This window comes from Alteromonas gracilis (assembly GCF_002993325.1).
Taxonomy (GTDB): domain Bacteria; phylum Pseudomonadota; class Gammaproteobacteria; order Enterobacterales; family Alteromonadaceae; genus Alteromonas; species Alteromonas gracilis.
In genome coordinates this window covers 187,840-213,706 of record NZ_PVNO01000024.1, presented here as the reverse complement: position 1 = coordinate 213,706, position 25,867 = coordinate 187,840, and the positions used below count along the sequence as shown (strand labels likewise).

The window sequence follows — 25,867 nt, the reverse complement described above, 5'->3', positions numbered from 1 at the left end:
AGCTGGGGATTTTTATTAATGCGATTACCGCTAGAGCTACTCGTCTAAGAAACTGCGAAGCTGCTCAGAACGGCTAGGATGACGAAGCTTGCGAAGTGCTTTCGCTTCAATTTGACGAATACGCTCACGCGTTACATCAAACTGCTTACCCACTTCTTCTAGTGTATGGTCGGTGTTCATATCGATACCAAAACGCATACGAAGTACTTTAGCTTCTCTTGCTGTTAAACCTGCCAGTACTTCCTGGGTTGCGCCTTTCAAGCTTCCGCCTGTTGCTGAATCGAGGGGCTGGATAATTGTGCTGTCCTCGATAAAGTCGCCAAGATGTGAATCTTCATCATCACCGATGGGGGTTTCCATCGAAATAGGCTCTTTAGCAATTTTAAGTACTTTGCGGATCTTATCCTCAGGCATCAACATGCGCTCAGACAATTCTTCAGGTGTAGGCTCGCGACCCATTTCTTGAAGCATCTGACGAGAGATACGATTTAGCTTATTAATCGTTTCAATCATATGAACAGGAATACGGATAGTACGCGCCTGGTCCGCGATTGAACGAGTAATAGCCTGACGAATCCACCACGTTGCATAGGTAGAAAACTTGTAACCACGACGGTATTCAAATTTATCTACCGCCTTCATTAGGCCAATATTACCTTCTTGGATAAGGTCAAGGAATTGAAGACCGCGGTTGGTGTACTTCTTAGCGATTGAAATAACAAGACGCAAGTTAGCTTCAACCATCTCTTTCTTCGCGCGGCGTGCTTTGGCTTCACCGATAGACATGCGACGATTGATGTCTTTAATATCAGCGATGACCAAACCCGTTTCTTGCTCAACTTGGTTCATCTTGCTGATACAGCGCTCGATTTCTTCTTGGTTTACCGCAAGGTCTGACGCATAAGGTGCACCAGACTTAATTGTTTCGTGTAACCAAGCTGTCGACGTTTCGTTGCCAGCAAATGCTTTGATAAAATCTTTCTTAGGCATTTTAGCGTTAACAACGCAAAACTTCATAACAAGACGTTCTTGAATGCGCACTTTGTCCATCATTTCGCGCATGTTTTTAACCATGCGGTCGAACTGCTTAGGAACTAAGCGGAACTCTTTGAATACGTCGCTCAAAGCGTTAATTTGAGCACGCGCATCCGCGTGAGAGCGCCCTTTCTTTTCAATGACTTCACGAGTCTTGATGTACTGCTCACGAAGCTCTGTAAAGCGCTCACGTGCTAACTCAGGGTCAACACCGCTATCGTCTTCTTCGTCGTCCTCGTCTTCGTCATCATCGCCATCTTCATCATCTAATTCTTCTTCAGACAATTCAGAGCCAACGTGCGTTGCTGTTGGAGCAAGATCTTGGTCATCATTAGGGTCAACAAAGCCTGAAATAATATCGCTAAGACGAATCTCTTCTGCTTCGTAAAGGTCCCACTGATCCAATAAATATGTAATTGCTTCTGGATATTCAGCAACTGAACACTGAACCTGATTGATACCATCTTCGATTCGCTTAGCGATTTCAATTTCGCCTTCACGAGTAAGAAGTTCAACAGTACCCATTTCACGCATGTACATGCGAACCGGGTCAGTCGTACGGCCAATTTCACTTTCTACAGTAGCAAGTGCCTGTGCTGCTGCTTCTGCAGCATCTTCATCGGCATTCGCTTCTTGCATGAGAAGTTCGTCTGCATCAGGAGCTGATTCAGATACTTGAATTCCCATGTCATTAATCATGCGGATTATGTCTTCGATTTGATCAGAATCGACAATATCTTGCGGCAGGTGGTCGTTAACTTCTGCAAAGGTTAAGTAACCTTGCTCTTTACCTTTTGCAATCAGGAGTTTAATCTGAGACTGCTTGCTTTGCGCCATATAACCTACACTTCTCACATTCAATTAGTTTGCAATAGAAAAGACAACATACGTCTAGGTATGTTCCCTGATCTGCTGTAGTACTGCATTTGTATCAAGGCCGTTAATGCTCGATGCCACGCCGGTGTAAACCGTTACTTTTGCGATGCACATCTGCTCGGGTTTGGTTCTGCCCGTTTATGTTCGGCTATATCTTTGCTACTAGTATTGCTGCATATTTGTTCACTTCTTTAGCGTTAAGCTTAAATAAAGAAGCTTGCAGCGAATTAGCCAGTATAGCAGAATATGCGGTGGTTTTACCAGATTGATGGCCGATTTTTTAGCCAGTAATTTTCATGCAGCCAACTGTCAAAACAGCCGGAGTTAAAAGTACTTACTACGTTAGAGCAGGCTAACCAGTAGTCAAAAAATAAAATGATGACACGCGTGGCTAACTTTTCTGTCTTTCCCTCATGAGCAGGTTCAATTCCTGTTTCTCCGCTTGGGTAAGCGGTTGAACCCGCGAGCGTGAAATTAAGGTTTCAATTCGGCTATCAAAATGCCCATCAAGTAAGCGAGCAAAGCTGTCGTTGTATACACGTTCAGCATCCTCGTCTTTTACTAAGTGTTCTTGTAACAATAATTTCGCGATAGTAGAAGAATGGGGATGGTCGCGGAAATTTTCAACAAGCTGTGCGGTTTTTGCTTTTGGATTTGCTAAACAGTAGCGATGAACATCGCGTAACAAATCCATACCCGCGGCAGTACTACCAGCAAAAATGTCTATCTGAACATCTTCGCATATTGACGCGAGTGCTGGTTTATCTATGAGCAAACGGATAAGCATTCGAAGAGGCGATAGCTTAGGCTTATTCACTTGATTTCGATTTGGGGAATACGCTTGCTTAGAGCCTTGATTTGCCCTTGTAATATCTTGTTGGAGCTTAAAGCGGTCGAACTCGCCGGTATGTTTCGCCAACTCTTCCAACAGCATTTGCTTCTGGTCTTCCCCTAGCGTACTTTCGATAAGCGGTAATGCCGCTTTTTTGAGTGCTATTTTGCCTTCAGGCGAGCCTACGTTGTGGGTTTTTAACAAATTTTCGAAGAAAAAACGTGACAGGGGCATGGCTTCATCAAGCATACCCATAAATGCTTCTTTACCTATTTGGCGTACCATAGTGTCTGGATCTTCACCATCGGGTAAGAATAAAAACGACAAACGTACGCCATCTTTTAACGCAGGTAGCGCATTTTCCAATGCGCGCCAAGCAGCTTCTCTGCCAGCTCTATCGCCATCGTAGCAGCATACTATGTGCGATGTTGCGCGAACCAGCATTTGAATATGCTCAGGGGTAGTCGCAGTACCCAATGCAGCAGTGGCGATATTAATGTCAAATTGACTGAGTGCAACTACATCCATATAGCCTTCAACGATAACCACGGTGTCTAGGTTACGATTATTTTGACGAGCAGAATAAAAACCAAATAGCTCGCTGCCTTTATGGAATATGCGAGTTTCGGGAGAGTTTAAGTATTTGGGGCCGCCATCATCGAGGACACGCCCACCAAACCCAACGACGCGGCCGCGCTTGTCTCGAATTGGAAACATAATTCGATCGCGGAAGAAGTCATACGTACGACCTTGGTCATTGCGATTAACGAGTTTTAAATCGATGAGTTGTTTAATGCGCTGTGGGTCTTTACCAAATGTATTAAGCAGGGCATCCCAACTATCTGGCGCATAGCCGATTTCCCATTGCTTAACGATATCGCCGCTGAGCCCACGATTTTTTAGATAGTCGATGGCCTTTTTGCTATTGCCGTTTTGGCGTAGTTGATGCTGAAAAAAGCGCGCAACTTGTTCCATCACTGCATAGTCGTCTTGTTGTTGTTGCTTTTTCTCTTCGCTCATCGCCGGTCGGCTGCCCTTTTCTCGGGGTACCTCAAGACCGTGGTAGCGAGCAAGTTCCTCAATAGCCTCTACAAACTCAAGGCGATCAAACTCCATGATAAAGGAGATAGCGTTGCCATGCGCTCCACAGCCAAAACAATGATAAAACTGCTTATCTTGGCTAACGGTAAAAGAAGGGGATTTTTCGTTGTGGAAAGGACAGCACGCCTGATAGTTTTTGCCTGCTTTTTTAAGTTTTACTCGGCTATCGACCACGTCTACCACATCAGTACGTGACAAAAGATCATCTATAAAATCGCGCGGTATTTTTCCAGCCATGAGGGTATTTTTTAAAAAGGACCATTAATGCATATGATGCAACGACGCCGTAGAAGGCCTATCGCAACATGATTAAGACAGTGGAGTACTTTAACAGGGAAGTTTAAAAATGAGAACAACGAAGGCGTGGCTATCCACACCTTCGCACTAGTTGGCTCAAGCTACAATTTACGCTTACGCGTTCAGGCGTGCCTTAATTTTTGCACTGAGAGCGCCCATGTCAGTACGGCCTTGAACTTTAGGCTTTAAAGCGCCCATCACTTTACCCATATCCTGCATACCTGAAGCGCCTGTCGCAGCCATGGTTTCATCGATAAGGGCGTTAAGTTCGTCGTCACTTAAAGGCTGAGGAAGAAAATCTTCAATATAGGTAATTTCTTCTCGCTCTTTACTTGCTAGATCGTCACGATTAGCTGCATCGTACTGAGTTGCTGCGTCTTGGCGCTGCTTAACCATCTTGGTAAGTACAGCCAGAATCTGGCTATCATCAAGCGTTATTTGCTCATCAATTTCTTTTTGTTTAATGGCAGCCATAGCCATACGAATAGTACCAAGACGTACCTTTTCTTTTGCACGCATCGCATCTTTTTGCGCTGCTTTTAAATCATCAATTAGTGCCATGATGCTTCCTGTTTTTTATAAATAAATTAAGCTTTTCAGGCGCTGCAAAAATTTACAGCAAAGATCACCATACCTTCAATCCTACGTTAAAAATCGAGTGTAATCATTTAATAGGACTGAAAAGGATAAAAAATAAAGGCCCAGAAACGCGAAAGGTGCTGCAATTGCAACACCTTTCAGACTCGTTGGCTAACCCTATATTAGTAGAGTTTTACGCGACGTGCGTTTTCACGAGCTAGCTTCTTAAGATGACGCTTTTTAGCGGCAGCTTTCTTGCGCTTGCGTTCCCAAGTTGGCTTTTCGAAGAATTCACGACGACGAACTTCAGAAAGAACACCTGCTTTTTCACAAGAACGCTTAAAACGACGCAGCGCCACATCAAACGGCTCGTTTTCTCTAACTTTAACGATAGGCATTAAACACTCACCTCAAAACTTTTACTGTGTAAATCCGGGTAAAATTGTGCGCTAAAAAGGCCACCCGGGTTAAAAATGGTGCGAAATTCTAATCATATCTACAGAGAAAGTAAAGGATGAATTGCTAAAAAATAGCCAATATTGTGCATTTACCGTTCATTTACCTGATAACTGGCATTCCATGAATGTAGGATTAAAGGTAAACTCTGCGCTCGTTAAGCACCGTGTTCCTTAACTCGGCACAATTAAGCGCCCTTTTCAGACGATGTCCTTCATGATTTTTCTCTTTTTGAACGGTAATCGGCCAAAAACGTAAAACCGGATGTTTCTGATAAGGGTAGTATTATGATCGCGGCCGGATCATAAAGATGATCGCCACAGATCGCCAGTATTATTTACTTTGTTTTTGGTATTATTCGACAAGTACGGTTCATTAAAGTTGTGAACGTGTAAGCGCGTCCAAACGCAGAGCATTATCGTTAGTAGTAAAAAGGCTTACTCCCCATGCGTATTTTAGGAATTGAAACATCTTGTGACGAGACAGGCATCGCGGTTTACGATGATGAAAGAGGTTTGTTGTCACATGAGCTTTACAGTCAAGTTAAACTCCATGCTGATTATGGCGGTGTGGTCCCTGAACTCGCCTCCCGTGACCACGTTAGAAAAATCATTCCTCTCATTGAAAAAGCTATGGAAGATGCCAACACAAAGCCATCAGAAATCGACGGCGTTGCTTTTACTCAAGGGCCTGGCTTGGTTGGGGCACTGCTTGTAGGATCTTCAGTAGGCCGTTCGCTGGCCTACGCATGGAACGTACCTGCGGTGGGTGTTCACCACATGGAAGGGCATTTGTTAGCGCCCATGCTTGAAGACGACGCGCCGGCATTTCCATTCGTTGCTCTTTTGGTGTCTGGTGGCCACTCAATGTTGGTTAAAGTCGAAGGCATTGGTCAATACGAAGTACTTGGTGAGTCTATTGATGATGCCGCAGGCGAGGCGTTCGATAAAACGGCTAAGTTGCTAGGGCTTGATTACCCTGGAGGGCCTTTGTTGGCAAAGTTAGCTGAAAAAGGCGAAGCAGGTCACTACAAGTTCCCACGTCCAATGACAGACAGACCGGGCCTTGATTTCAGCTTTAGTGGTTTAAAGACGTTTGCAGCGAACACCATTCGCGATGCTGACTTAACAGGCAATACTGACTTGACCGCAGAGCAGGTAGAGCAAACGAAAGCAAATATTGCCTATGCATTTCAAGAGGCGGTTGTCGATACGCTTATCATTAAATGCAAACGTGCGTTAAAGCAAACCGGTATGAAGCGTTTAGTTATAGCGGGGGGCGTGAGTGCTAACACAATGCTGCGCGCAGAAATGAAAGCCCTTATGCAAGATCTTAAGGGAGAGGTGTTTTATCCAAGCTTGGCGTATTGTACCGATAATGGTGCGATGATTGCCTATGCCGGTATGCAGCGTTTGAAAGCAGGAGAGACCTTAGCTTTGTCTTCTCAAGCCAAACCGCGCTGGCCGCTGGATACCTTGACGGCTATTTAATATACGCCGATTGTCCTTCGCAAAACGTGCGCGCTGATGGTGTTCATTGAGCTGTTGGCTACGAACGTTTGCGTAGCCAATAACGTTTCGCAATGGAAATACACAAAAAGGCAATGAAAACATGCTTCACTGCCTTTACTGTTAATCAGATGAGCAAATAAGCAAGGGAAAGGCAGCATGAGGTTAGAAAGCTGGACAACACGGTTCTCAAGCATGGTGAAATACTCGCTTGGTTTTTTTATAACGTCACTCACTTTAGCAACGCTAACATCGTTCAATGTATTCGCTACGGATCAGGTCGTGCCAACAGGTACGCCAATGGCGCAAGACTCAAAGAGTGACGCTGAAACAAATAAGCAATACGTAGTGATGATATCTTTAGACGGCTTTCGTCACGACTACATAGAGCTGCACGAAGCTAAGCATTTAAACACCATTGCTAAGCAAGGGGTAAGGGCAGTGTCTATGACCCCTGTATACCCTTCAAACACCTTTCCCAACCACATATCTTTGGTTACCGGATTACTTCCCAAAAATCATGGCATTGTAAACAACCGGTTTTACGACAAATCGCGGCCGAACAAGGATAGCTTCGCACGATATGAACTTGGCGATGGTGGCGCAGACAGCACATGGATAAAAGCAACACCACTTTGGAATCTTGTTGAATATCACGGTATGAAGGCGGCTACTTTTTTCTGGCCAGAGTCTGACGCGCGTATATCTGGCGCATTACCTACTTACCACTATCATTATTCCAAATATTCCGATTACCAAGAGCGGGTTGATCAGATAGTCAACTGGCTCAAATTGCCTGAAATATCTCGTCCTCGCTTTATAGCTGGTTATTTTTCATTGACTGATTCAGTAGGTCACGACGAGGGGCCTTTCGCAGACAAAACTTACGATGCGGTTCAAAAAGTTGATGCGCTGATTGGCCAACTTTACGAGCGCATAAATCAATTAGATCTAGAGGTAAACTTAGTTGTCGTTTCCGACCACGGTATGACTCCGATAGACGAGAATCAACTGCTAGACATAGCGTCACTGTCAATTCCAGAAAGCTTTATAATCGAAAATGCAGGGGCCCAGGTGCATATATATGCTAAAGATGACCTGTCTAACGAAGCAATCAGCAATGAAATGTCCCGCTTAGAGAAAATAGCCGAAAATCGCTTTATTGTTTTGAATAAAAAGCAGCGTGCGGCGCGTCACATGGAGTCCGGAAATAGAACGGGCGATATTATTATCGAAATTGCGCCACCCGCGCGTTTCAAGAATGCTAACAGTATGCATGTCAGTAAAGGAGGACACGGTTACCTCAATACGCTGCCTGACATGGGGGCGACGTTTGTTGCTGTAGGACCCGCGTTTGCATCAGGTACAACCCTTCCGCCATTTAGTAATCTGGAGGTATATCCAGCGCTGGCAAAAATTCTTGGTGTTGCACCGATTACACCTATAGATGGAGAGCTTGATGTGTTAAGAAAGGGGCTTATTCTTTAACTTTTCCTTTATCCCACACCTTACTTTCATTACCCGCTAGCAGGCGGGTAATGTTGTCTTTATGTCGCACTATAATGAGCAAAGAAAGCATCGCAACGGGAACGGTGTACAACGGCTTTATCAAAAATGTAAACAGTGGAGCTAGCGATACTGCGATAAGTGCGCCGAGTGAAGAGTAGCCGGTAAGAAAAACTACGATCACCCAACTTAGAATGAGCAGGCCCGCTAAATCAAGCCCAATAGGCAGCATAGCGCCAAATGCGGTAGCTACCGCTTTTCCACCTTGAAACCCAAAGTAGAGCGGAAAAATATGGCCTAGGCATGCGAATATGGCTATTAAGCCCAGAGTGATAGGCTCTATGCCTAAAAAATAGCTGCCGTATACGGGAATAGTGCCTTTTAAAATGTCCATAACAAGAACAAGTAATGCGGGAACACGCCCACCTAGTCTGTAAACATTAGTTGCGCCTGGATTTTTAGAACCAGCGGTTCTGGGATCAGGTAATCCAAACAGTCGACTTATTACGACGGCACTTGAAAGTGAGCCAAAGAGGTAGGCGACGGCAATCATTAAAAGGGTTAGCGAAATCATTTATGCATTCTAGTTTTTAAAAGTATTTTTTAAGCATGTGTTATCTAAGTAAAGAGGGCTCTTTTTTAGACAGCTATGCACTCTCTTACAAAGCGCAATATGATGCTCATTGCACCAAGCCGCCTAATTAAAATTATAAAACCTTGGTTGCTCCCAGTTGTCATACAGCGGTATAGTTACAACACACAAGCGTAAAGCTACTCCATCCAAACGTGATATACCACCGTTTAGCCTCAATATGTGGGTGAAAGCGCAGTAGTAAGACCAGTAATCACGCCTATAACACGGCGATAGATTGGTTTGATAACAGTACAAGATGAAAAATTCCATGGGTAAAATATATATTACAGGTCTTGAGGTTGACACCCTGATTGGTGTTTATGATTGGGAACGTGAGCGCACAACCCAATTACTTCTTGACGTGACACTTGATGTTGACTTGCAAGCGGCCATGCAAAGCGATGACGTGGCCGACACCGTCGACTACGCAAAAGTCGCCGAATGCATTGTACAAGTGGGTAAAGAAAGTACGTTTGAACTACTTGAGGCTTTTGGTAGCAAAGTAATGAATTCCGTTCTTGAAAGCTTTCCAGCTAACGGGATTACACTTAAAATCGTAAAACCAAATATCCTTCCCAACGCGCGAACGGTTGCTGTTGAAATGAGCAAAGAGCGGGTTTAATGTCTTCACACACCATATTGATTAGTATCGGTTCCAATATAGAGCGGGAACATTATACTCGGCGGTCTTTAGCGGCGTTAAAACAGGTGTTCAGTGATGTTACTGTATCTTCCGTTTACGAAAGTGAAGCGGTTGGCTTTAACGGTAACCCTTTTTACAACGCAGCAGCGCGGGCAACAACATCGAAAAGCATTGAAGAGGTGTGCGCCACGCTTAAATCTATCGAGAGAGAGAATGGCAGAGTGCACGCAGACAAAAAGTTTTGTGCCAGAACCCTTGATCTTGATTTGCTTACCTATGATAGTGAGATAACTACAACCCCTGTGGTTTTGCCTCGCGAAGAAATTTGCTACAACGCGTTTGTGCTTTGGCCGTTAGCTGAACTTGTTCCCAACGACATTCACCCTGAAACGCAAGAAACCTATGCCCAAATGTGGCAAAACTTTGATAAACAAAAACAGCAACTATGGCCAATTGACTTTACTTGGAGTTAAGCAAAGGAATGACACTTTTCGAAATTATTATTTTAGCAATTATTCAGGGCGTGACTGAGTTTCTTCCTATTAGTAGCTCTGGGCATTTACTTTTACCCGCGGAACTCTTCGGATGGGTAAGCCAAGGCTTGGCCTTCGATGTTGCTGTGCACGTAGGAAGTCTACTTGCTGTCATGATTTATTTTCGCCAAGAGATAGGGCAAATGACGGTGGCTTGGGTAACGCAAGGTTTTAGCAAGCAGCAATCTACAGACAGCAAGTTAGCATGGTACGTCATCGTTGCGACCATTCCTGCTGTTATCATTGGCTTCTTAATGAAAGGTTGGATTGAAGATAATGCACGTACGGCTTTGGTGATAGCTGGCACTACTATTATCTTTGGCTTATTACTTTGGTATGCGGATGCCACTGCTAAACGAGAAAAAGAGCTTGATGGTTTAACACTAAAACAAGCTGTCTATATTGGTTTAGCACAAGTCTTAGCGTTAATTCCGGGGACATCTCGTTCAGGTATTACCATGACCGCAGGCTTGATGTTAGGGTTAAAGCGAGAAGCCTGCGCTCGTTTTTCTTTCTTATTATCAATTCCGGTTATTTTAGGAGCGGGACTTTTAGCTACGCTCGACTTACTTAATGCAAACGAAGCGGTTGACTGGTATGCGCTGCTATACGGCGCAGCGTTTTCTTTTGTGAGCGCCTACCTGTGTATTTATTTGTTTCTAAGCTGGATATCCCGCATTGGTATGCTGCCTTTCGTTATTTATCGTTTGGCGTTAGGCGCTGTGTTGCTATGGTTTGTGTTCGCGTAGCAACGAGCCATTAGCAAAGCGGCGAGTTCGGGGTTAATGAGTATTAATTCGATGTGCATCGAACGTCACTGTTTAGACAATATTGAAAAATTACAGGCGTGAATGAAACGCGCCATAATTAATATGGAATAAGGAAGTGAGATATGGCAGAAACTATTTTTGATAAGATTATCAACAAAGAAATTCCAGCTGATATTTTATACGAAGACGAACTTGCGCTGGCGTTTAAAGATATTAACCCTCAAGCTCCGACTCATTTTCTCGTTATACCGAAAAAGCAGATTGCGACGGTGAACGATATTGCTGAGGAAGACCGGGTAGTGGTGGGCCATTTATCTTTCGTTGCCGCTAAAATCGCGAAAGAGCAGGGCTTTGCCGATCAGGGTTATCGTACGGTTATGAACTGCAATGAGTATGGCGGACAGACTGTGTACCATATTCATTTACATGTGCTAGCGGGTAAACCACTTGGCTGGCCTCCATACTCGGAGAATATGAAGCGCCACGTAGAGTAATCAAGGTGCCGCAAGTAGGATTTAGTAAAGGCCGCACTTGCGTTTAAGGGCGGCCTTTTTGTTATATTTTTTGCTTAATCTTTTACCTTTCCCCGAGATTAATCAGCAAGGCCCAGTATTTTCTTACCTTGGTTGAAGTGAATATCAACAGGAATACTTGCCGCTTCTAGACGTGCTAAATCAGATGCAAGGTCGGGTTTGATAACGCCCATGGTTTCAACCAGTTTCGCTACGCCATCGTAATCCCCGTCACCCTGCAATGTAAGAATAAGTTCAGATAATGCTTCAACAGCGGCACCCATCTTTTCCATATTCACGCGATAAAGACCGTCTTCTGTTTTTTCAAACGCGCCTTGTTGGGCAAAGAAGTTGAAGCGGATCATGTTCGCTTTACCATGAGCAGAGCTTGCGCCGAAACGTACTGAGCGGAAGATACCCGCCATAAAGGTGACATAGTAATCTTCCAACGAACCTTCTGTGATTTCACCTTTTTCAAGGAGGCTTTGCACCATATACAAACCTAGAATGTCTGCTTTGCCTTCTTCAAGGGCTGAAGCATGCTCTTTTAATGCGCCGCGTACGGTACTCGCACCATCCAATGTATTTTTAATACCAAGGCCATGTGCTACCTCGTGGAACATGGTATTCGCAAAAAAGGCGTCGAAGGTAATATGTTTTCGCTGCTCGGGTACGATTAACGTGTCTGCAATAGGCACAAGAATAGTGTCGAATTTTGCGCGCATAGCGTTTTTAAGCTGAAGGCGACGGGTGCCTTTTTCTAGCTGAACACGTTCATCATTTGGTAAATTGATTGCAATGGTTTTGCTGCCTGCATTAGAGTGCCCAGCATAATAAATAACGTCATAAGCATTAAGGTCGGCATCAGAACCCGGCATTTCAGCTTTGTACGCCTCAGCAACCGGAAGCCCTTGCTGTAACTCAGGTAAGAAGGCTGCATATTTAGCGAGCTTGTCACTCCAAGCGAGGTCTTTAATTAGCACGTATGCTTCAAAGGCTGCGCGATAACCAAACAACTGATCTTCATAGCTTTCGATAGGGCCGATAACCAATTCAACCGGATTGGTTTTCATATCCATCCATGCCATATCAGAGGCGAGGTAGTCGTTTGATAGTAAGGCCTCTGAACGCAGTTGTAAGTATTGCTTAAAGCTCTCGTCTTCAGCAAGTGTGGACGCTTTTTTGAGAAGATCAGAAGCTTTCATTAATTCGCTTTTAAATGCTTCAGAGTAAGGCACTGAATAAAGTTTGCCTGCTTCATCGCGCTTAATCATGGAGTAAAGACCCTGTTTGTCTTTAAAGTTTGCCGTAGCAAACTCGGCTTTATCCATGTCGTGAGGGTAAAATTCGGCGCCAAGTGCTTTATCTTCATAGCCGCTAATAAACGGCGTATCGCCGTTTAACCGGTCCCATGGGCCATAGTTTATGGCGGCAAAATGACGAACTTTTTCGTCGCTTATTGAAGAGAGAAAGGCATCTTTATCTTCGAAGAAAGCTTGCTTCCAAAATAAATCATCCATGATTTTCGATGCATCGATTAACAGAGAGAGCATTTCACGTTGATTATCGCTTAGGTGAGATAAATCACTCGTCAGATCTACACCGTGATAAATAGACAGGCGTGACTCATCAACTAACAATATTTGCTGGTTATCAGTATCAGGTGAGCTAGCTTGCGTTGTGTCGGCGCTCTTGCTGCAAGCTGAAAGTATGAATAGTCCAGCTACTGCGGCTGCAATAGGGGAGTAGCGTGAAAGTACTTTTTTCATATTAATATTACCGTTTGTTCTGTCGTTGGGTAGGTAGCACACTATAGCTATGCTTTTGATTTAATACAAAAGTATGAAAAAAAATTGCGTGAATTTGATAGTGCTCTGCCGCTTGTTGTCTATACTTTGATTAAGCCCTAGGTATTCGCGAAAATTTCGCTGTCACGTTTTCTATTTTTAGATGGTCGAAACCGAAGAGCTACTATAGTATGGTGTTAGAAACATCAAAGAAAAACAATAAACAGTTTGTATTTTCACGTGTCACATTTGGGTTTACACGAGTAGACGCAGGGAATGCAACGTTCAACAATTAATCTGTAACGCCGTGAATTGTCGCAGTCATTGATTAATCAGTAATGTAACTTATTGCCTTTTAAAGGCTATTTGGAACTTCCTAAGGGTAGAAATATGTCTACACAGAACGCGCTCTCAACCATTTTGGTTGAAAAAATTAATAATGATACGCTTGTACTTCCTACACTTCCCGCCATCGCGCTGAAAATTCGTAAAGCGGCTGATGATCCTGATATTAACCTTAATGCGATGGGTGATGTTATCGGTCAAGATCCATCACTTAGTGCAAGAATGATTAAGATCGCGAACAGCGCTTATATGGGGCGTAGTGTTAAAGTTAACTCCGTTAGTCAAGCGGTGACGCGCATTGGGCTGCGTCAGATAAAGAATATTTCCACGGCGCTAGCAATGGAACAGTTGTTTGTGTCTAAAAACGACGTAGTTGCGCGCTATCTACAAAAAGAGTGGGCAAGTACGGTGAATATTGTTGCTAGCTCAATGGCGGTACTGCAGCTTTATATTGCTCGAACTAAAAAGCGTGAAATGAGCATGGATACGATGACGTTAGCCGCGCTTGTGCACAACATTGGTGTACTTCCTATCTTAACAGAAGCAGAGCGTCATCCAGAGGTATTCGCAAACCCTTCATTTCTTGAGGTGGCAATTGACAAGTTAGCGGGCCGGATCGGCGCCAATATTATGGAGAAGTGGGGCTTCGGTGAAAGCTTTGTCAATGTTGCAAAAAATTGGAAAGACTTGAGCTACATTCCTGACGAGTTAGGTTATATCGACTTTGTTCGTGTTGGCGCTGCTGTATCAGGTGCTGCTGGTAGTCAAAAAGACGCGATTTTAAACCTAGCCATTCAGCGTGGTGTGGTAGAAGATATGGGTGAGCTTCACTCAGACGAGTTTGAAGAGCTAAGTAGCGCTGCCAAGCAAATCTTCCTCTAACGTAGGCTGTCTAGAGGAGGGAACTAAGCGCGTTATCCAATGTAGACGAGCATTAGTGGTCAATATGTGAAAGCCGATAGCGTTGAGTTATCGGCTTTTTTGTCTATCTCAGTTAACGTCGGTGTTCTGGCGTTTTCTGAATATAAAGAAGTAGTAAACCTAAACCTAACCCCCAGACCGCAGAGGTCATGGAAAATAAACTGAAACCTGACGCCGTACAAAGCATGGTAAGCATTGCAGGTGCTCTGTGATGTTCAACTTCCATAGCCCGCGCCACGGCGCTTTGGAGTGTGGCCAGCAATGCGAGTCCGGCAAGAAGGTGAATGATAATACTGGGCATACTGACAAATAACGCCACGACCACAGACGCTAACAGCCCCATAAATAAGTACGCCACGCCGGCTGCTATGGCAGCTCTGTAGCGTTGCGACTTTTCGCTATCAGCTTGCTCGCCCATACACAGCGCTGCGGTAATGGCTGCCAGGTTAAAAGTAAACCCACCGAAAGGCGCCAATAGTGCTTGCACAATGGCAATACCTGATAAAATTGGCTTGTGGTCGGGCGTGTATCCATGAGCGTGATGAATAGCAATGCCTGGTAAGTTTTGGGAAAGTGTAGTGATGAGAAAAAGAGGAAAGGCTAACCCAATAGCCGCACTGAAAGAGAAGCTAGGTGTAACCCAAATAGGCGCCGGTAATGTAAAATTCGATGCCATTTCTGGTGAAAACATCGATGCGTCGCCCGGTAACGATATAACGCCGTGTGAACTGCCCATAAACACACTAATACCCACCGACATAACCAGTAGTAACAGCATTAGATAGCGGGGAAATAAACGGCTCCCAACGAGGTAGGCCGCGATAAACAACGCGACTAAATACGGCGCTTCATTAACATCACTGAATATCGCTAAACATATAGGTAAGAGAATACCAGCCAAAAGTGCAGAAGAAATTGCAGGAGGAATTCGACTTATCTGTTTCAGCAGACTGCGGCTTTGCGCGGTGACAAGAGAAAGTAAAGCGCATATAACAAATGCACCAATGGCTTCACTTAATCGGTAGTCACCAATACTGGTTAATAGAAAAGCCGCGCCAGGTGTAGACCATGCGGTAACAACGGGCAGTTTGGAGAGCCATGAAAACAGAATGCAGGTAATGCCCATACCTAACCCAAGTGCGAGTAACCAGCTTACTACCATATCGTCACTGGCGCCGGCTTTGCGCGCTACATCAATGATGATAACAACAGAACTGCTATAACCTACCGTAACGGCGGTAAGCCCCGCGCTGATATGGCTTAACTTCCATTTACTCATGAAAATACCCGTGCTAGAACGTCGACCCTAAATGGATTGAGCGATAAAAACAGACTCACTATGTTTATCGAATTTTTTATCGTTAAAGTATGCTATCTTATCTAACTGTGCGCTATAGCGCACATAGTGTAACATAACACCTGTGCGTTATAGCGCACAAGTGCTTTGGTAGCATCTGCGAAAAATAAAAGGCTCTGATCAGATGACAAAAGCGAATACGCCGCCTTCTGCTATTTCGAAAAGTATTTCCCAGCACCTGCAATCGGTTCGCAAAGCGCGGGGGCTTTCCCTTGATAAAACAGCGCAGTTGACCGGGGTATCTAAAGCCATGCTAGGGCAAATAGAGAGGGGGGAGTCGAGTCCTACCATTGCAACGCTGTGGAAGATAGCCACAGGCCTTGAGTGTTCGTTTTCTTCTTTCTTATCTGATGACGACGTTGAACTTTCCTCTCAACATGCCGAGCATAAGTTCGCTAACGACATAAACGTAACCATTAAAACCTTATTTCCATTTAACGCTGCGACACAGTTTGAAATGTTCGAGCTTTGTTTAAAGAACTCTCATGAACAGCATTCTTCGGCTCACCAAATAGGGGTCACCGAACATATTCACGTTTTACAAGGAAAGTTAGGTGTGTTGCAAGGTGGTCAGTGGCAGGAATATAAGGCACAAGAGCAATGTATATTGCGAGCAGATCAGCCTCACGGTTATCGAGACGAGGAAGGGGAAACCCGTTTTATTGTGGTAATTCACTATCCACATTGAAACGACGTTATAGTGTTCGCCAATGCACCACACATTAATAAAAACGTGGTGTAGATAATACCGCCGAATGGCCTGATTACCCCGGTAATAATAATCAGGCGCTATGATAGCGATGGGGTATCGTTGACGTTACCCCACGACTATCCGAAAAGTTTTACAAACTGTCGTCGTTAAGATTAAGTGCGCCACGAAGAAAGTTCAGCAGCGTACAAATTTCCGCTGACATTAGCGCGAACTCTGCGTCAAGGCGGGCCTCAACCTGATCTTTAGGTACGTCGTCAGTCTCTTCTTTAATACGGTCTGTAAATTTAATGCGCTTAATGGCACCGTCTTCACAAATAATAGCGGTTAGCGTTTCTGCATATTCAAATGCGACTTTTTGAACCAGTTTACCTGCATCTAGATGAATACTGATTTCTTCACTGTCTAGCGGCTGATTCTTACAACGTATAACGCTGCCAGTGTCATCGGTTGATTTAAGTTCAGCTTCTTCAAGCAGGCCTACGCCTTCTGGCGTTGACTCAGTAACCCAGTGGGTAAGTTCGCTTTGAAGGCTTCTGCGCGTAAACGGCACCACGGGTAGTGAACCTATAGCCTTTCTTACCATTGCCAAAAAGGCCTCGGCTTTCCCATCTGAAGACGCATCAACCACTACCAAATTGTCGGCAAGTGATATAAAGCCGTGAGTATAGGTATTTTTTGTAAAGGCCTGAGGCAGCAAGCGGGTCTGAATTTCTTGCTTAAGATCGGCTTTGGCTTTTTTGCCAACTGGCGAGCCGGTTTCCATTTCGATCTTAGCTGTCATTTCGTCAAGTTCAGCATTTACTACAGCCGAAGGAAGAATTTTTTCTTGTTTCTTTAGTGTTATCCAAAAACGCTGTTGAACAACATGAAACATAGTGCCTTGCTTTCCAGCTTGAGAAAACGGGGAAGCAAACCCCATGGTTGCCAAATCTTGGCTGCCGCACGGTCTGAAAGCATGCTCGTTAAGGGCGCGCTCTAAATCGCCCTCGTCTAGCGATAGCGGCTGAGTAATTTGATAGGCTTTTACGTTTTTAAACCACATAATGTAAGCATTCTCTTGATAGAAATAGGGCGCAAGCGTACCAATGTAGACCGAGCTGTGCAATTGAATAAAAGACGCTTACAAGAATAAAAGCGCGTATGCTACGCGCTTATGGTGAGGCAAACATTACAGGGGTGTGATATTAGTTTTTAGGAAAACGAATGAAGTACTCTAAGCCTTTATCGATAGAGCTTTGTGCTTCTATCTGCCCATTCAGTGACTGTGTTACCAAGTTATACATGATGTGCGTGCCCAAACCACTGCCACCTTTGCCTCGTTTGGTGGTATAGAAAGCGTCAAAGAGTTTGCTCAACTCTTCTTCACTGAGTCCTTTACCGTCGTCGCTGTAATAAAGACTTACCGTATTATTTTCTTCTTTTACCTCTAGGGTAATGGAGCCCTTAGCCCGCCCTTCAAAGCCATGGGTAATGGAGTTCATAACCATATTCGTAACGATTTGGGCAATAGCGCCCGGCGCGCACGTAACCACCAGGTTTTGTGGACAAGAGACATTGATTTGGTATTCGGTATGTTTAAAGCTTGGTTTCAGCGATTGAATGATTTCGTTGATATAGTCATTTAAATTAATTTCTCGTTCAGTCTCGCTTGTCTGGTCTACCGCAACCTGCTTAAAGCTAGCAATGAGGTCAGAGGCACGCTCAAGATTATTCAGTAATAATAGCGCTGTTTGTTCTGCCTCATCGATAAAACTCGCCATATTTTTACTGGTGAGGCTTTTGTCTTCAAAGTCCGTTTTTAAATTATTAAGTCTCTCTTGAAGAAAACTAGCGGCGGTGACACTGACCCCAAGCGGCGTATTTACATCATGTGCAATACCAGCTACAAGACCACCAAGTGATGCCATGCGCTCAGACTCTAGCAGCTGCTCTTGTGCATGTTTTAGCGTATCCATTGAGCCAGCTAACTCCTTATTGCGTTGTCTTAGCTCAGCTTCAATGTATTGGCGGTTTTCGTTTTCTTGCCGAAGCTCTCGCTGATGAGCTATCAGCTCGTCCTTTTGTTGTTCGAGATCGAGCATTATTTGCGATAAAGACGCGGTCTTTTTCGCGACTTCTTGTTCCAAAATGAGGTTTTGGTCATCCAACTTTTTGTTCGCAAGGGTTAACTCATTTTGCGCTTCGTTTAATTTATTATTCGAAGCGATAAGGTCGTCAATGACGCCATTGTAGGACTCTTTAAGCTGAAGTAACTCATTGTCATCTTCTAGTTTTATGCTGAGTTTGCTCTCTTCAGGATGTTGGGGATCAAAGTTTTCCATCTGCTCAGTAATAGTTTGCAGAGGCTCTGAAAGCATGGTCCGAAACGCGGTCATGAATAGAAAAACTAGGAAGGTGGTCTTCACAATTGCGTTGCCGATAAGAAAGAAGACCCCAACTTCGATACGACTAAAAATCGTGTCGAAGCTTGAATACAGGGTTACGTCGCCTACGGTTGACTCTCGCCCTGAAAATTTGAACACCAAAGGAAAACTGAAACTAAAAACACCGCCAGAGTGGTCTTCAATAATTTCGCGGTCTACAGGGGCTGGTGAGCGCTTAGCACGAAGACCGTACTCGGCAATGTAATTGCCATTTTCGCCACGGACTTGAAGGCCTTCAACAATAGGCAGCGACATCAAACCTTCTGAGATGGCACGGACTTGATCATGATTTAGTTCCCACAAAGCACGAGTAAGGCTAGACGAAAACGTATTTTTCAACGTCTGCAGCTCGCTTTCCACATGGTTTTTGGTGCTGAGGTACTCTGTAAAAATCTGACCTACCGTAACAAGCAGCGTCAGTGAGAAATATACTGACAATACTCTGGTTAAGAGCTTCCTTGATAACCCTGTCTTGACCGCGGCCATTTATAAACATACCCCTGTTACATCAGATCTATGATTTACTACACCTTTGCGACTTAAATACTTGTTTGCTGATAAGGTGTTGGTAATTTTGACAATTCAAGAATATGCGTAAACGTGTGAATAAACAAGATTGAGTGATTAAACTTTGGACGGAACCTATTTATAAGTGTCTTAAGCTTGACACATTAATGTAATCGTTTTAATAAAACTGTCACAGACCACATTAATAATAGCGGCGATTAAAAATGAGCAGGAATATAACGATGTCTCGTACAGTGTTGGTGGTTGAGGACGAAGCGCCTATTCGCGAAATGTTAAAGTTTGTATTAGAACAATCAGGATTTAACATTATTGAAGCAGAAGACTTCGATGTCGCGCAAGAAAAAATTTGTGAGCCGTATCCAGACTTAATATTGTTAGACTGGATGCTGCCTGGTGGTAGCGGTGTGCAGTTGGCAAAAAGCTTGAAGCAGCACGAGTTCACACGTGATATTCCTGTCATTATGCTTACAGCGCGCGGAGAAGAAGAAGATAAAATTCGCGGTCTAGATGCGGGCGCTGATGACTATGTGACAAAGCCTTTCTCGCCAAAAGAGCTAGTTGCGCGGATCAAGGCAGTAATGCGCCGGGTTACACCAACCTCTAGCGAAGAGCCGATAGAATTTAATGGTCTTAAGCTAGAGCCGGTATCTCATCGCGTTATGGCGAATGAGGATCCGCTAGATATGGGCCCAACAGAATTTAAGCTCCTTCACTTTTTCATGACGCACCCAGAACGCGTATACAGTCGAGAGCTATTGCTTGATAATGTATGGGGAACCAACGTATATGTTGAAGACAGAACAGTCGATGTGCATATTCGACGTTTGCGTAAGGCCATATCTCGTCACGGTCACGATGCAATGATTCAAACAGTGCGCGGCGCAGGCTATCGTTTTTCTACTAAGCTATAAAGTGGCCAAAATAAGGGGAGAAACACGTAGTTGCTCCCTTTAGTTTTTTTCGCCCTAACTGATGTGCGCTTCTTTTTACTCTTAACAACGCGAGCTATCTCATGTATTACCCGTTCTCTTGGCTGAGAAGTACACTGCGCTTAATATTATTCCTTGTGATATTTGCGCTGGTCGGGTGGTATTTAGATGACATGTTATTTGCTGTTGCTATTGGCGCAACGCTTCTCCTGCTGTTTAATTATTGGCATCTTTATAAGCTGAATCGCTGGCTATGGCATAGCCGTAAGATGTCTCCTCCCACGGTTCGTGGCGTGTGGGAGCATATTTATGAAGGTATTTATTACCTTCAGCGTCGCAATAGGAACAAACGCAAAGAACTAGGCGAACTCGTAAAGCGCTTTCGGGAAGGTTCTGAAGCCTTACCTGACGCGGCGGTTGTAGTAGATGCAAAGGCGTGCATTATGTGGTGTAACCGCCTGGCACGCTTAGATTTAGGGCTGAAATGGCCTCAAGACTCAGGTCGCCGCATAGATAATTTGATCCGCCACCCTGAGTTTATTCAGTATTTCCATGCGGGCAACTACAAGTATCCCATTGAAGTGCCATCGCCCACCAATCCAAACAAAACCTTCGAATATCGCATCATGCCTTATGGTGACGAGCATCTTTTACTTATTGCCCGTGATATTACCCGTGTTTCCCAGCTCGAGGAAATGCGAAAAGATTTTGTGGCGAATGTATCTCATGAGCTTCGCACGCCGCTAACGGTTATTAACGGATATCTTGAAATTCTTCCTATTGATGAAGACTCTGATCCATTCATGCAAAAGGCGATGAAAGAAATGACATCGCAAACGCAACGTATGCAAAGTTTGATTGAAGACTTATTAGTATTGTCCCGCATTGAAGCAAGCTCAGAGCGAATCTATGAGAATGTTGTTAATGTCCCTGTCATGCTCGCGCAAGTTGAACGAGAAGCGCAATCACTGAACAAAGAGAAAAATCATACAATTACATTTCACGTGGATGAAGATCTTTACGTATTTGGTGTAGAAACTGAGCTTCGAAGTGCGTGTTCGAATCTTGTGTTTAACGCCGTACACTACACCCCCGCTGGCGGTGAAATTAACGTATATTGGCAGCGTGAGGTCAATGGTGCACAGTTTTCAGTGGTAGATAACGGCGATGGCATTGAACAAAATCATCTCAATCGCTTAACCGAACGCTTTTACCGCGTGGATAAAGCGAGATCAAGAAAAACCGGGGGGTCTGGTTTAGGCCTATCCATTGTAAAACACGTGCTCAGCCATCATAATTCACGCTTGGAAATTTCAAGTACGTTGGGAGAGGGAAGCACCTTCTCGTTTGTTCTGGACAACGAACTCATTACAGAAAAGCTTTAAATTGGAAATGTTACGTGTTTGAAAGGCGAGGAAAGATGATAAGGCGGTTCTATTTTATTTCAAACGTACTTTTACTCGTTGTACTATTTTTGTCTGCCAACGCGTTTGCAAGTTCTTCAAAAGATACGCCTACTCAAACAGCTTCTCATGCTTACGACGTTCCAACTTACGAGCGAGTTCCTGGCGTAGCGGGAAAGATATCGTCTGTAGGCTCCGATACGCTCGCTAATTTGATGACCTTTTGGTCACAGGAGTTCAAAACCTTCTATCCCCAAGTGGGCTTTCAGATCCAAGCATCAGGTTCATCGACAGCTCCACCTGCACTTATTGAAGGCACGGCAACAATAGGGCCTATGAGCCGGGAGTTAAAGCCCAGTGAAATCCGAGACTTCACGCGAATACACGGCTATCCCCCTACTGTTTTAAAAGTTGCGATGGATGCCATCGCTATCTTTGTAGACAGACGAAACCCACTTCCAGGTATGACGTTAGAGCAAGTAGATGCCGTGTTTTCGGAAACACAGTTTTGCGGGAGCGATAATGAAATAACAAATTGGTCGCAGCTTGGTGTTGATGACATCGCTTATCGTTCTCCAATCCGTCTTTATGGAAGAAACTCCGTTTCAGGAACTTATGGCTTATTTAAAGTGATGGCATTGTGCGATGGTGACTTTAAAAACACGGTGAATGAACAGCCAGGCTCGGCCTCTGTGGTATTGTCTGTGGCCAGTGGTACAGGTGCTATTGGCTACGCCGCCTACGGCTACAAAACAGCAGGCGTTCGTGCGTTGCCGCTAGGGGATACACTTGATAATTTAATACCTTTATCTATCGACACCGTTCGTAACGAGACCTATCCCTTTGCTCGTTTTCTTTATCTCGTGATTAATAAGAAGCCAAATGAACCATTACCTACATTAGAAAGAGAATTTCTTCGCTACATTTTGTCAAAGGAAGGGCAGCAGCAGGTATTAAGAGACGGGTACTTCCCTATAAGGGAAGATGTCCTTGTGCGTCAACGGCGTTTACTTACAGAGTAAGCAATTTGTCATAATTGCGTCATAAATTGCTTTTCTGCGTTCCCTAACTTTATTCTAGGTGATTGATTCTAGAGCCCGTTCACTCTAGGAAGCGCTTTTGATGAAATTACCCGCCGCGATTACACTAGTCATAAGTATAGGAAAAATAAAAAATAATTTTTGAGGCTCGATTTTTTTAGCCTCGCCCTCTTTCAGTTAGCAAAAATTTTAACTTTTTATATGAAACTTTTGTTACAGCGCCTTAATGTAACAAATGTGTCATTTACCTCAGTTAAAGTTTCCGCGTTTTCTAAATCCATAATTATACCGTACTTGGAGAAACACATGGAACTTAAGCAACTTTTCAAAGCTTCAGCGATTGCTACTGCGCTTGTGCTAGCTGGCTGTGGCGGCGACATCAATATCAGCGAAGGCGATATTGATAACAGCGTTACTAATACTACTAATAACAATGGCAGTGACACTGATGGCGGCAACACTGGCGGTGATACAGGTTCAACTGACACTGCTCCAGGTGAAGTAAGCTCTTTTCTAAGTGGCGAAGTTTCTGAAGCATTCGGCCAAACGGTTGAAGTACGTGTTCTTTCTGGTCGTTTGACTGCAGAAGATGCAGACGACCAAGGCGTAATTACGCTAACGAACGACAAAGTATGGGCGCTTGAAGGTCCAGTTTTCGTTGGTAATGACAAAGCTGACAGCGTAACGCTTGCTATTGAAGAAGGCACAGTCATCTTTGGTCGTACTGGTGCTGATTACCTTGTAGTTAGCCGTGACTCAAAAATTGAAGCAGAAGGTACAGCATCTTCTCCAATCATCATGACTTCATTCAACGATGTTGTTGGCGACGAAGTTGGTGCTGGTCAATGGGGTGGTGTTGTTATTCTTGGTAACGGTACATCAACTAAGTGTCCACAAGATGGTTCTGACTGCGCGCTTCAGGTTGAAGGTGCAGAAGAAGGTGCAGTATTTGGTGGTACAGACGATACAGACAGCTCTGGTATCCTTAAATACGTAGTAGTTAAGTACGCTGGTTTTGAAATTGCGCCAGACAACGAACTTAACGGTATCACTTTCGGTGGTGTTGGTTCAGGTACAGAAGTTGACTATGTACAAGTACACAGCAACGCAGATGACGGTGTAGAATTCTTCGGCGGTGCGGTAAACGCGAAACACCTAGTTTTAACGGCTAACCAAGATGACTCAGTAGACTGGGACAACGGTTATAAAGGTAAGCTTCAGTACGTTTATGTTCAGCACGCCGCTGACAACTCTGACGCGAACCGCGGTATTGAAGGTGACGGCGACGGTGGTGACGGCCTAGAATTCTCGAAGCCAATGATCGCTAACATGACAGTGATCGGTAACACTTTCGATACAGCTGACGCTGACTCTGAAGGTCTACTACTTCGCGACCAAACTGGCGCAAACCTAATGAACTTCCTTATCACTGGTCCAGAAGCAATGGGCGAGTGTTTAGAAATGGACACTGACGAAACGGTTCAAGCTAACCTTTCTGACGGTGACCTAACCATGACTTACTCAGCGATTGCTTGTTCTGAGCCATTCAATACGCCAGAGGGTGCAGTTGACCTAGAAGCATGGTTCACAGACCAAGAAGGTAACCAGCTAATCGCATTTGAAGACCGCGCAAACCTTGGTCTTAACCCAGACGGTACACTTACAGCAGAAAGTGCACTTCTTACTGCTGGTGGCGACGCGTCTACATTGCTTGATACTTTCTTTGAAGCAAACACATTTATCGGTGCTGTTGGTGAAACAGACTGGCGTCAAGGTTGGGCGTTTGGTTTCGGCGGTGGTAACATCGAATTAGCTCAAACTGCATCAGGTTGCCCATCAGGTACGACTTCAATCACGCCAGTAGACGGAACGACTACTACGTGTGAAGTGTCAGGTACTATCACTTCAGACCTAACGCTTACTGCAGGTAACTTCTACGCGCTTTCAGGTGCAGTATTCGTAGGTGGTGATAAAGAAAACAGCGCAACCCTTACTGTTGAGCCAGGTGTAACGGTTTACGGTGCCTCAGGTAACGACTACCTAGTAATTAGCCGAGATTCTGAAATCAACGCAAACGGTACGGCTGCTGACCCAATCACTTTCACTTCACGCGACCACGTTGTTGGCGGTCTTGAAGCAGGTGAAGCGGGCCAATGGGGTGGTATGATTGTTCTAGGTAACGGTGAATCGACTAAATGCCCACAAGATGGCACTTCGTGCTCACTACAAGTTGAAGGTGCGCAAGAAGGTGCAGTATTTGGCGGTACAGACAATACTGACAGTTCTGGTACACTTCGCTACGTTCGCGTAATGCACGGCGGTTTTGAGATTGCGCCAGACAACGAACTTAACGGTATCACATTTGGTGGCGTAGGTTCTGGTACTACTGTTGAGTACGTACAAGTTCATAAAAATGCCGATGACGGCGTTGAGTTCTTCGGCGGTGCAGTAAACGTTAAATATCTTACGCTAACTGGTATCCAAGATGACTCTGTTGACTGGGATAACGGTTACGTAGGTAAGCTACAGTTTGTTCTTGTTAAGCAGGCAGAAGATAATTCGGACGCTAACCGTGCTATAGAAGGTGACGGTGACGGCGGTGACGGCACAGCGTTCTCAAATCCTATGGTCGCTAACATGACGATTATTGGCAACGAGTTTGACACTGCTAATGCTGACTCGGAAGGTGTTCTACTGCGTGACCAAACCAATGCACAACTTTACAACTTTGTTGTAACTGGTCCAGCGGGTATGGGTGAGTGTTTTGAAGCCGACTTAAGCGATGGCGATACCACGCTACTTGCTAACATGGATGGTACCAACACGCCTCAGCTTACTTTTGAAACATCTGTACTAGCGTGTGCGGAAAATATCAAAGATTCTGGCGACTTCAGCCAAGAAGCTTGGTTCACTGCTCAAACAGGTAACAGCCTACTAGATAATACTGCAACGGTACTTAACGGTATCTACACAGTAGACGCAACAGAAGCGACTGACGTATCGACGCTAGACAGCTTCTTCTCTTCAGTAGACTTTATTGGCGCAGTTAAAGACGCTGATAACGACTGGACAGCGGGATGGACTGTTGGTCTTGAATAAGACCCAGTTCGCATAGCTAAAGACAAGCAAGTGCGTTGCAA

Annotated in this window: 21 protein-coding genes; 12 read left to right on the top strand and 9 right to left on the bottom strand. The window is 44.6% G+C overall.

What is annotated here, in order from left to right; genetic code table 11:
• Positions 1-36: 36 nt before the first annotated feature.
• From rpoD to rpsU, 4 genes are all read right to left on the bottom strand, one after another.
• Positions 37-1,872 carry an RNA polymerase sigma factor RpoD gene (rpoD, locus tag C6Y39_RS08000; protein ID WP_105930745.1) on the bottom strand — a complete coding sequence of 612 codons (1,836 nt, stop codon included), beginning with the start codon at positions 1,870-1,872 and terminating at the stop codon, positions 37-39.
• A gap of 430 nt (positions 1,873-2,302) precedes the next feature.
• Positions 2,303-4,081, bottom strand: coding sequence for a DNA primase (dnaG, locus tag C6Y39_RS07995; RefSeq protein WP_105930744.1), 1,779 nt, complete (start codon positions 4,079-4,081; stop codon positions 2,303-2,305).
• 174 nt (positions 4,082-4,255) lie between these two features.
• The gene (locus C6Y39_RS07990; RefSeq protein WP_105930743.1) at positions 4,256-4,702 is read right to left on the bottom strand and encodes a GatB/YqeY domain-containing protein; all 447 of its coding nucleotides are present in this window, start codon (positions 4,700-4,702) and stop codon (positions 4,256-4,258) included.
• 200 nt (positions 4,703-4,902) lie between these two features.
• On the bottom strand, positions 4,903-5,118 hold the full coding sequence (rpsU, locus tag C6Y39_RS07985; RefSeq protein ID WP_012517258.1) for a 30S ribosomal protein S21: 216 nt from the start codon (positions 5,116-5,118) through the stop codon (positions 4,903-4,905).
• Between the two features lie 504 nt (positions 5,119-5,622).
• Here rpsU and tsaD point away from each other — a divergent pair.
• The gene (gene tsaD / locus C6Y39_RS07980) at positions 5,623-6,666 is read left to right on the top strand and encodes a tRNA (adenosine(37)-N6)-threonylcarbamoyltransferase complex transferase subunit TsaD (protein WP_105930742.1); all 1,044 of its coding nucleotides are present in this window, start codon (positions 5,623-5,625) and stop codon (positions 6,664-6,666) included.
• Between the two features lie 177 nt (positions 6,667-6,843).
• Positions 6,844-8,172 (top strand): alkaline phosphatase family protein, encoded by a 1,329-nt coding sequence (locus C6Y39_RS07975; RefSeq protein WP_105930741.1) that lies wholly within the window; start codon positions 6,844-6,846, stop codon positions 8,170-8,172.
• Here C6Y39_RS07975 and plsY read toward each other — a convergent pair.
• Positions 8,162-8,764 (bottom strand): glycerol-3-phosphate 1-O-acyltransferase PlsY, encoded by a 603-nt coding sequence (gene plsY, locus C6Y39_RS07970; protein WP_105930740.1) that lies wholly within the window; start codon positions 8,762-8,764, stop codon positions 8,162-8,164. The genes C6Y39_RS07975 and plsY overlap by 11 nt on opposite strands.
• A gap of 328 nt (positions 8,765-9,092) precedes the next feature.
• Between plsY and folB the strand changes: the two genes are divergently transcribed.
• From folB to C6Y39_RS07950, 4 genes are all read left to right on the top strand, one after another.
• On the top strand, positions 9,093-9,446 hold the full coding sequence (gene folB / locus C6Y39_RS07965; RefSeq protein ID WP_105930739.1) for a dihydroneopterin aldolase: 354 nt from the start codon (positions 9,093-9,095) through the stop codon (positions 9,444-9,446).
• On the top strand, positions 9,446-9,940 hold the full coding sequence (folK, locus tag C6Y39_RS07960) for a 2-amino-4-hydroxy-6-hydroxymethyldihydropteridine diphosphokinase (protein WP_105930738.1): 495 nt from the start codon (positions 9,446-9,448) through the stop codon (positions 9,938-9,940). Before folB ends, folK begins: the two co-directional genes overlap by 1 nt.
• Before the next feature lie 8 nt (positions 9,941-9,948).
• Positions 9,949-10,749, top strand: coding sequence for an undecaprenyl-diphosphate phosphatase (locus C6Y39_RS07955; protein ID WP_105930737.1), 801 nt, complete (start codon positions 9,949-9,951; stop codon positions 10,747-10,749).
• A 143-nt stretch (positions 10,750-10,892) separates the two neighbouring features.
• On the top strand, positions 10,893-11,264 hold the full coding sequence (locus C6Y39_RS07950; RefSeq protein ID WP_105930736.1) for a histidine triad nucleotide-binding protein: 372 nt from the start codon (positions 10,893-10,895) through the stop codon (positions 11,262-11,264).
• A gap of 98 nt (positions 11,265-11,362) precedes the next feature.
• Here the strand turns inward: C6Y39_RS07950 and C6Y39_RS07945 are convergent, their stop codons facing one another.
• On the bottom strand, positions 11,363-13,051 hold the full coding sequence (locus C6Y39_RS07945) for a dipeptidyl-peptidase 3 family protein (RefSeq protein WP_105930735.1): 1,689 nt from the start codon (positions 13,049-13,051) through the stop codon (positions 11,363-11,365).
• A 408-nt stretch (positions 13,052-13,459) separates the two neighbouring features.
• Here C6Y39_RS07945 and C6Y39_RS07940 point away from each other — a divergent pair, with 408 nt between their 5' ends.
• Positions 13,460-14,296 (top strand): HDOD domain-containing protein, encoded by an 837-nt coding sequence (locus C6Y39_RS07940; protein ID WP_105930734.1) that lies wholly within the window; start codon positions 13,460-13,462, stop codon positions 14,294-14,296.
• Positions 14,297-14,408: 112 nt separating this feature from the next.
• On the opposite strand, the gene C6Y39_RS07935 is transcribed toward C6Y39_RS07940, so the two are convergent.
• Positions 14,409-15,614: a benzoate/H(+) symporter BenE family transporter gene (locus C6Y39_RS07935; RefSeq protein ID WP_105930733.1), complete on the bottom strand. Its 1,206-nt coding sequence runs from the start codon at positions 15,612-15,614 to the stop codon at positions 14,409-14,411.
• Between the two features lie 202 nt (positions 15,615-15,816).
• Here C6Y39_RS07935 and C6Y39_RS07930 point away from each other — a divergent pair, with 202 nt between their 5' ends.
• Positions 15,817-16,380 (top strand): helix-turn-helix domain-containing protein, encoded by a 564-nt coding sequence (locus C6Y39_RS07930; RefSeq protein WP_105930732.1) that lies wholly within the window; start codon positions 15,817-15,819, stop codon positions 16,378-16,380.
• Between the two features lie 154 nt (positions 16,381-16,534).
• Here the strand turns inward: C6Y39_RS07930 and rdgC are convergent, their stop codons facing one another.
• The gene (rdgC, locus tag C6Y39_RS07925) at positions 16,535-17,446 is read right to left on the bottom strand and encodes a recombination-associated protein RdgC (RefSeq protein ID WP_105930856.1); all 912 of its coding nucleotides are present in this window, start codon (positions 17,444-17,446) and stop codon (positions 16,535-16,537) included.
• Positions 17,447-17,588: 142 nt separating this feature from the next.
• A complete protein-coding gene (locus tag C6Y39_RS07920) occupies positions 17,589-19,313 on the bottom strand; it encodes a sensor histidine kinase (RefSeq protein ID WP_105930731.1) in 1,725 nt (574 codons plus the stop codon).
• A 263-nt stretch (positions 19,314-19,576) separates the two neighbouring features.
• Here C6Y39_RS07920 and phoB point away from each other — a divergent pair, with 263 nt between their 5' ends.
• From phoB to C6Y39_RS07900, 4 genes are all read left to right on the top strand, one after another.
• Entirely contained in the window at positions 19,577-20,266 is a 690-nt protein-coding gene (gene phoB / locus C6Y39_RS07915) for a phosphate regulon transcriptional regulator PhoB (RefSeq protein ID WP_105930730.1), read from the top strand.
• A gap of 101 nt (positions 20,267-20,367) precedes the next feature.
• Complete coding sequence (phoR, locus tag C6Y39_RS07910; RefSeq protein ID WP_105930729.1) at positions 20,368-21,669, top strand: phosphate regulon sensor histidine kinase PhoR; 1,302 nt, start codon at positions 20,368-20,370, stop codon at positions 21,667-21,669.
• A 35-nt stretch (positions 21,670-21,704) separates the two neighbouring features.
• Positions 21,705-22,709 (top strand): PstS family phosphate ABC transporter substrate-binding protein, encoded by a 1,005-nt coding sequence (locus tag C6Y39_RS07905; protein WP_105930728.1) that lies wholly within the window; start codon positions 21,705-21,707, stop codon positions 22,707-22,709.
• A 324-nt stretch (positions 22,710-23,033) separates the two neighbouring features.
• The gene (locus tag C6Y39_RS07900; protein WP_105930855.1) at positions 23,034-25,826 is read left to right on the top strand and encodes a hypothetical protein; all 2,793 of its coding nucleotides are present in this window, start codon (positions 23,034-23,036) and stop codon (positions 25,824-25,826) included.
• Positions 25,827-25,867: the final 41 nt, after the last annotated feature.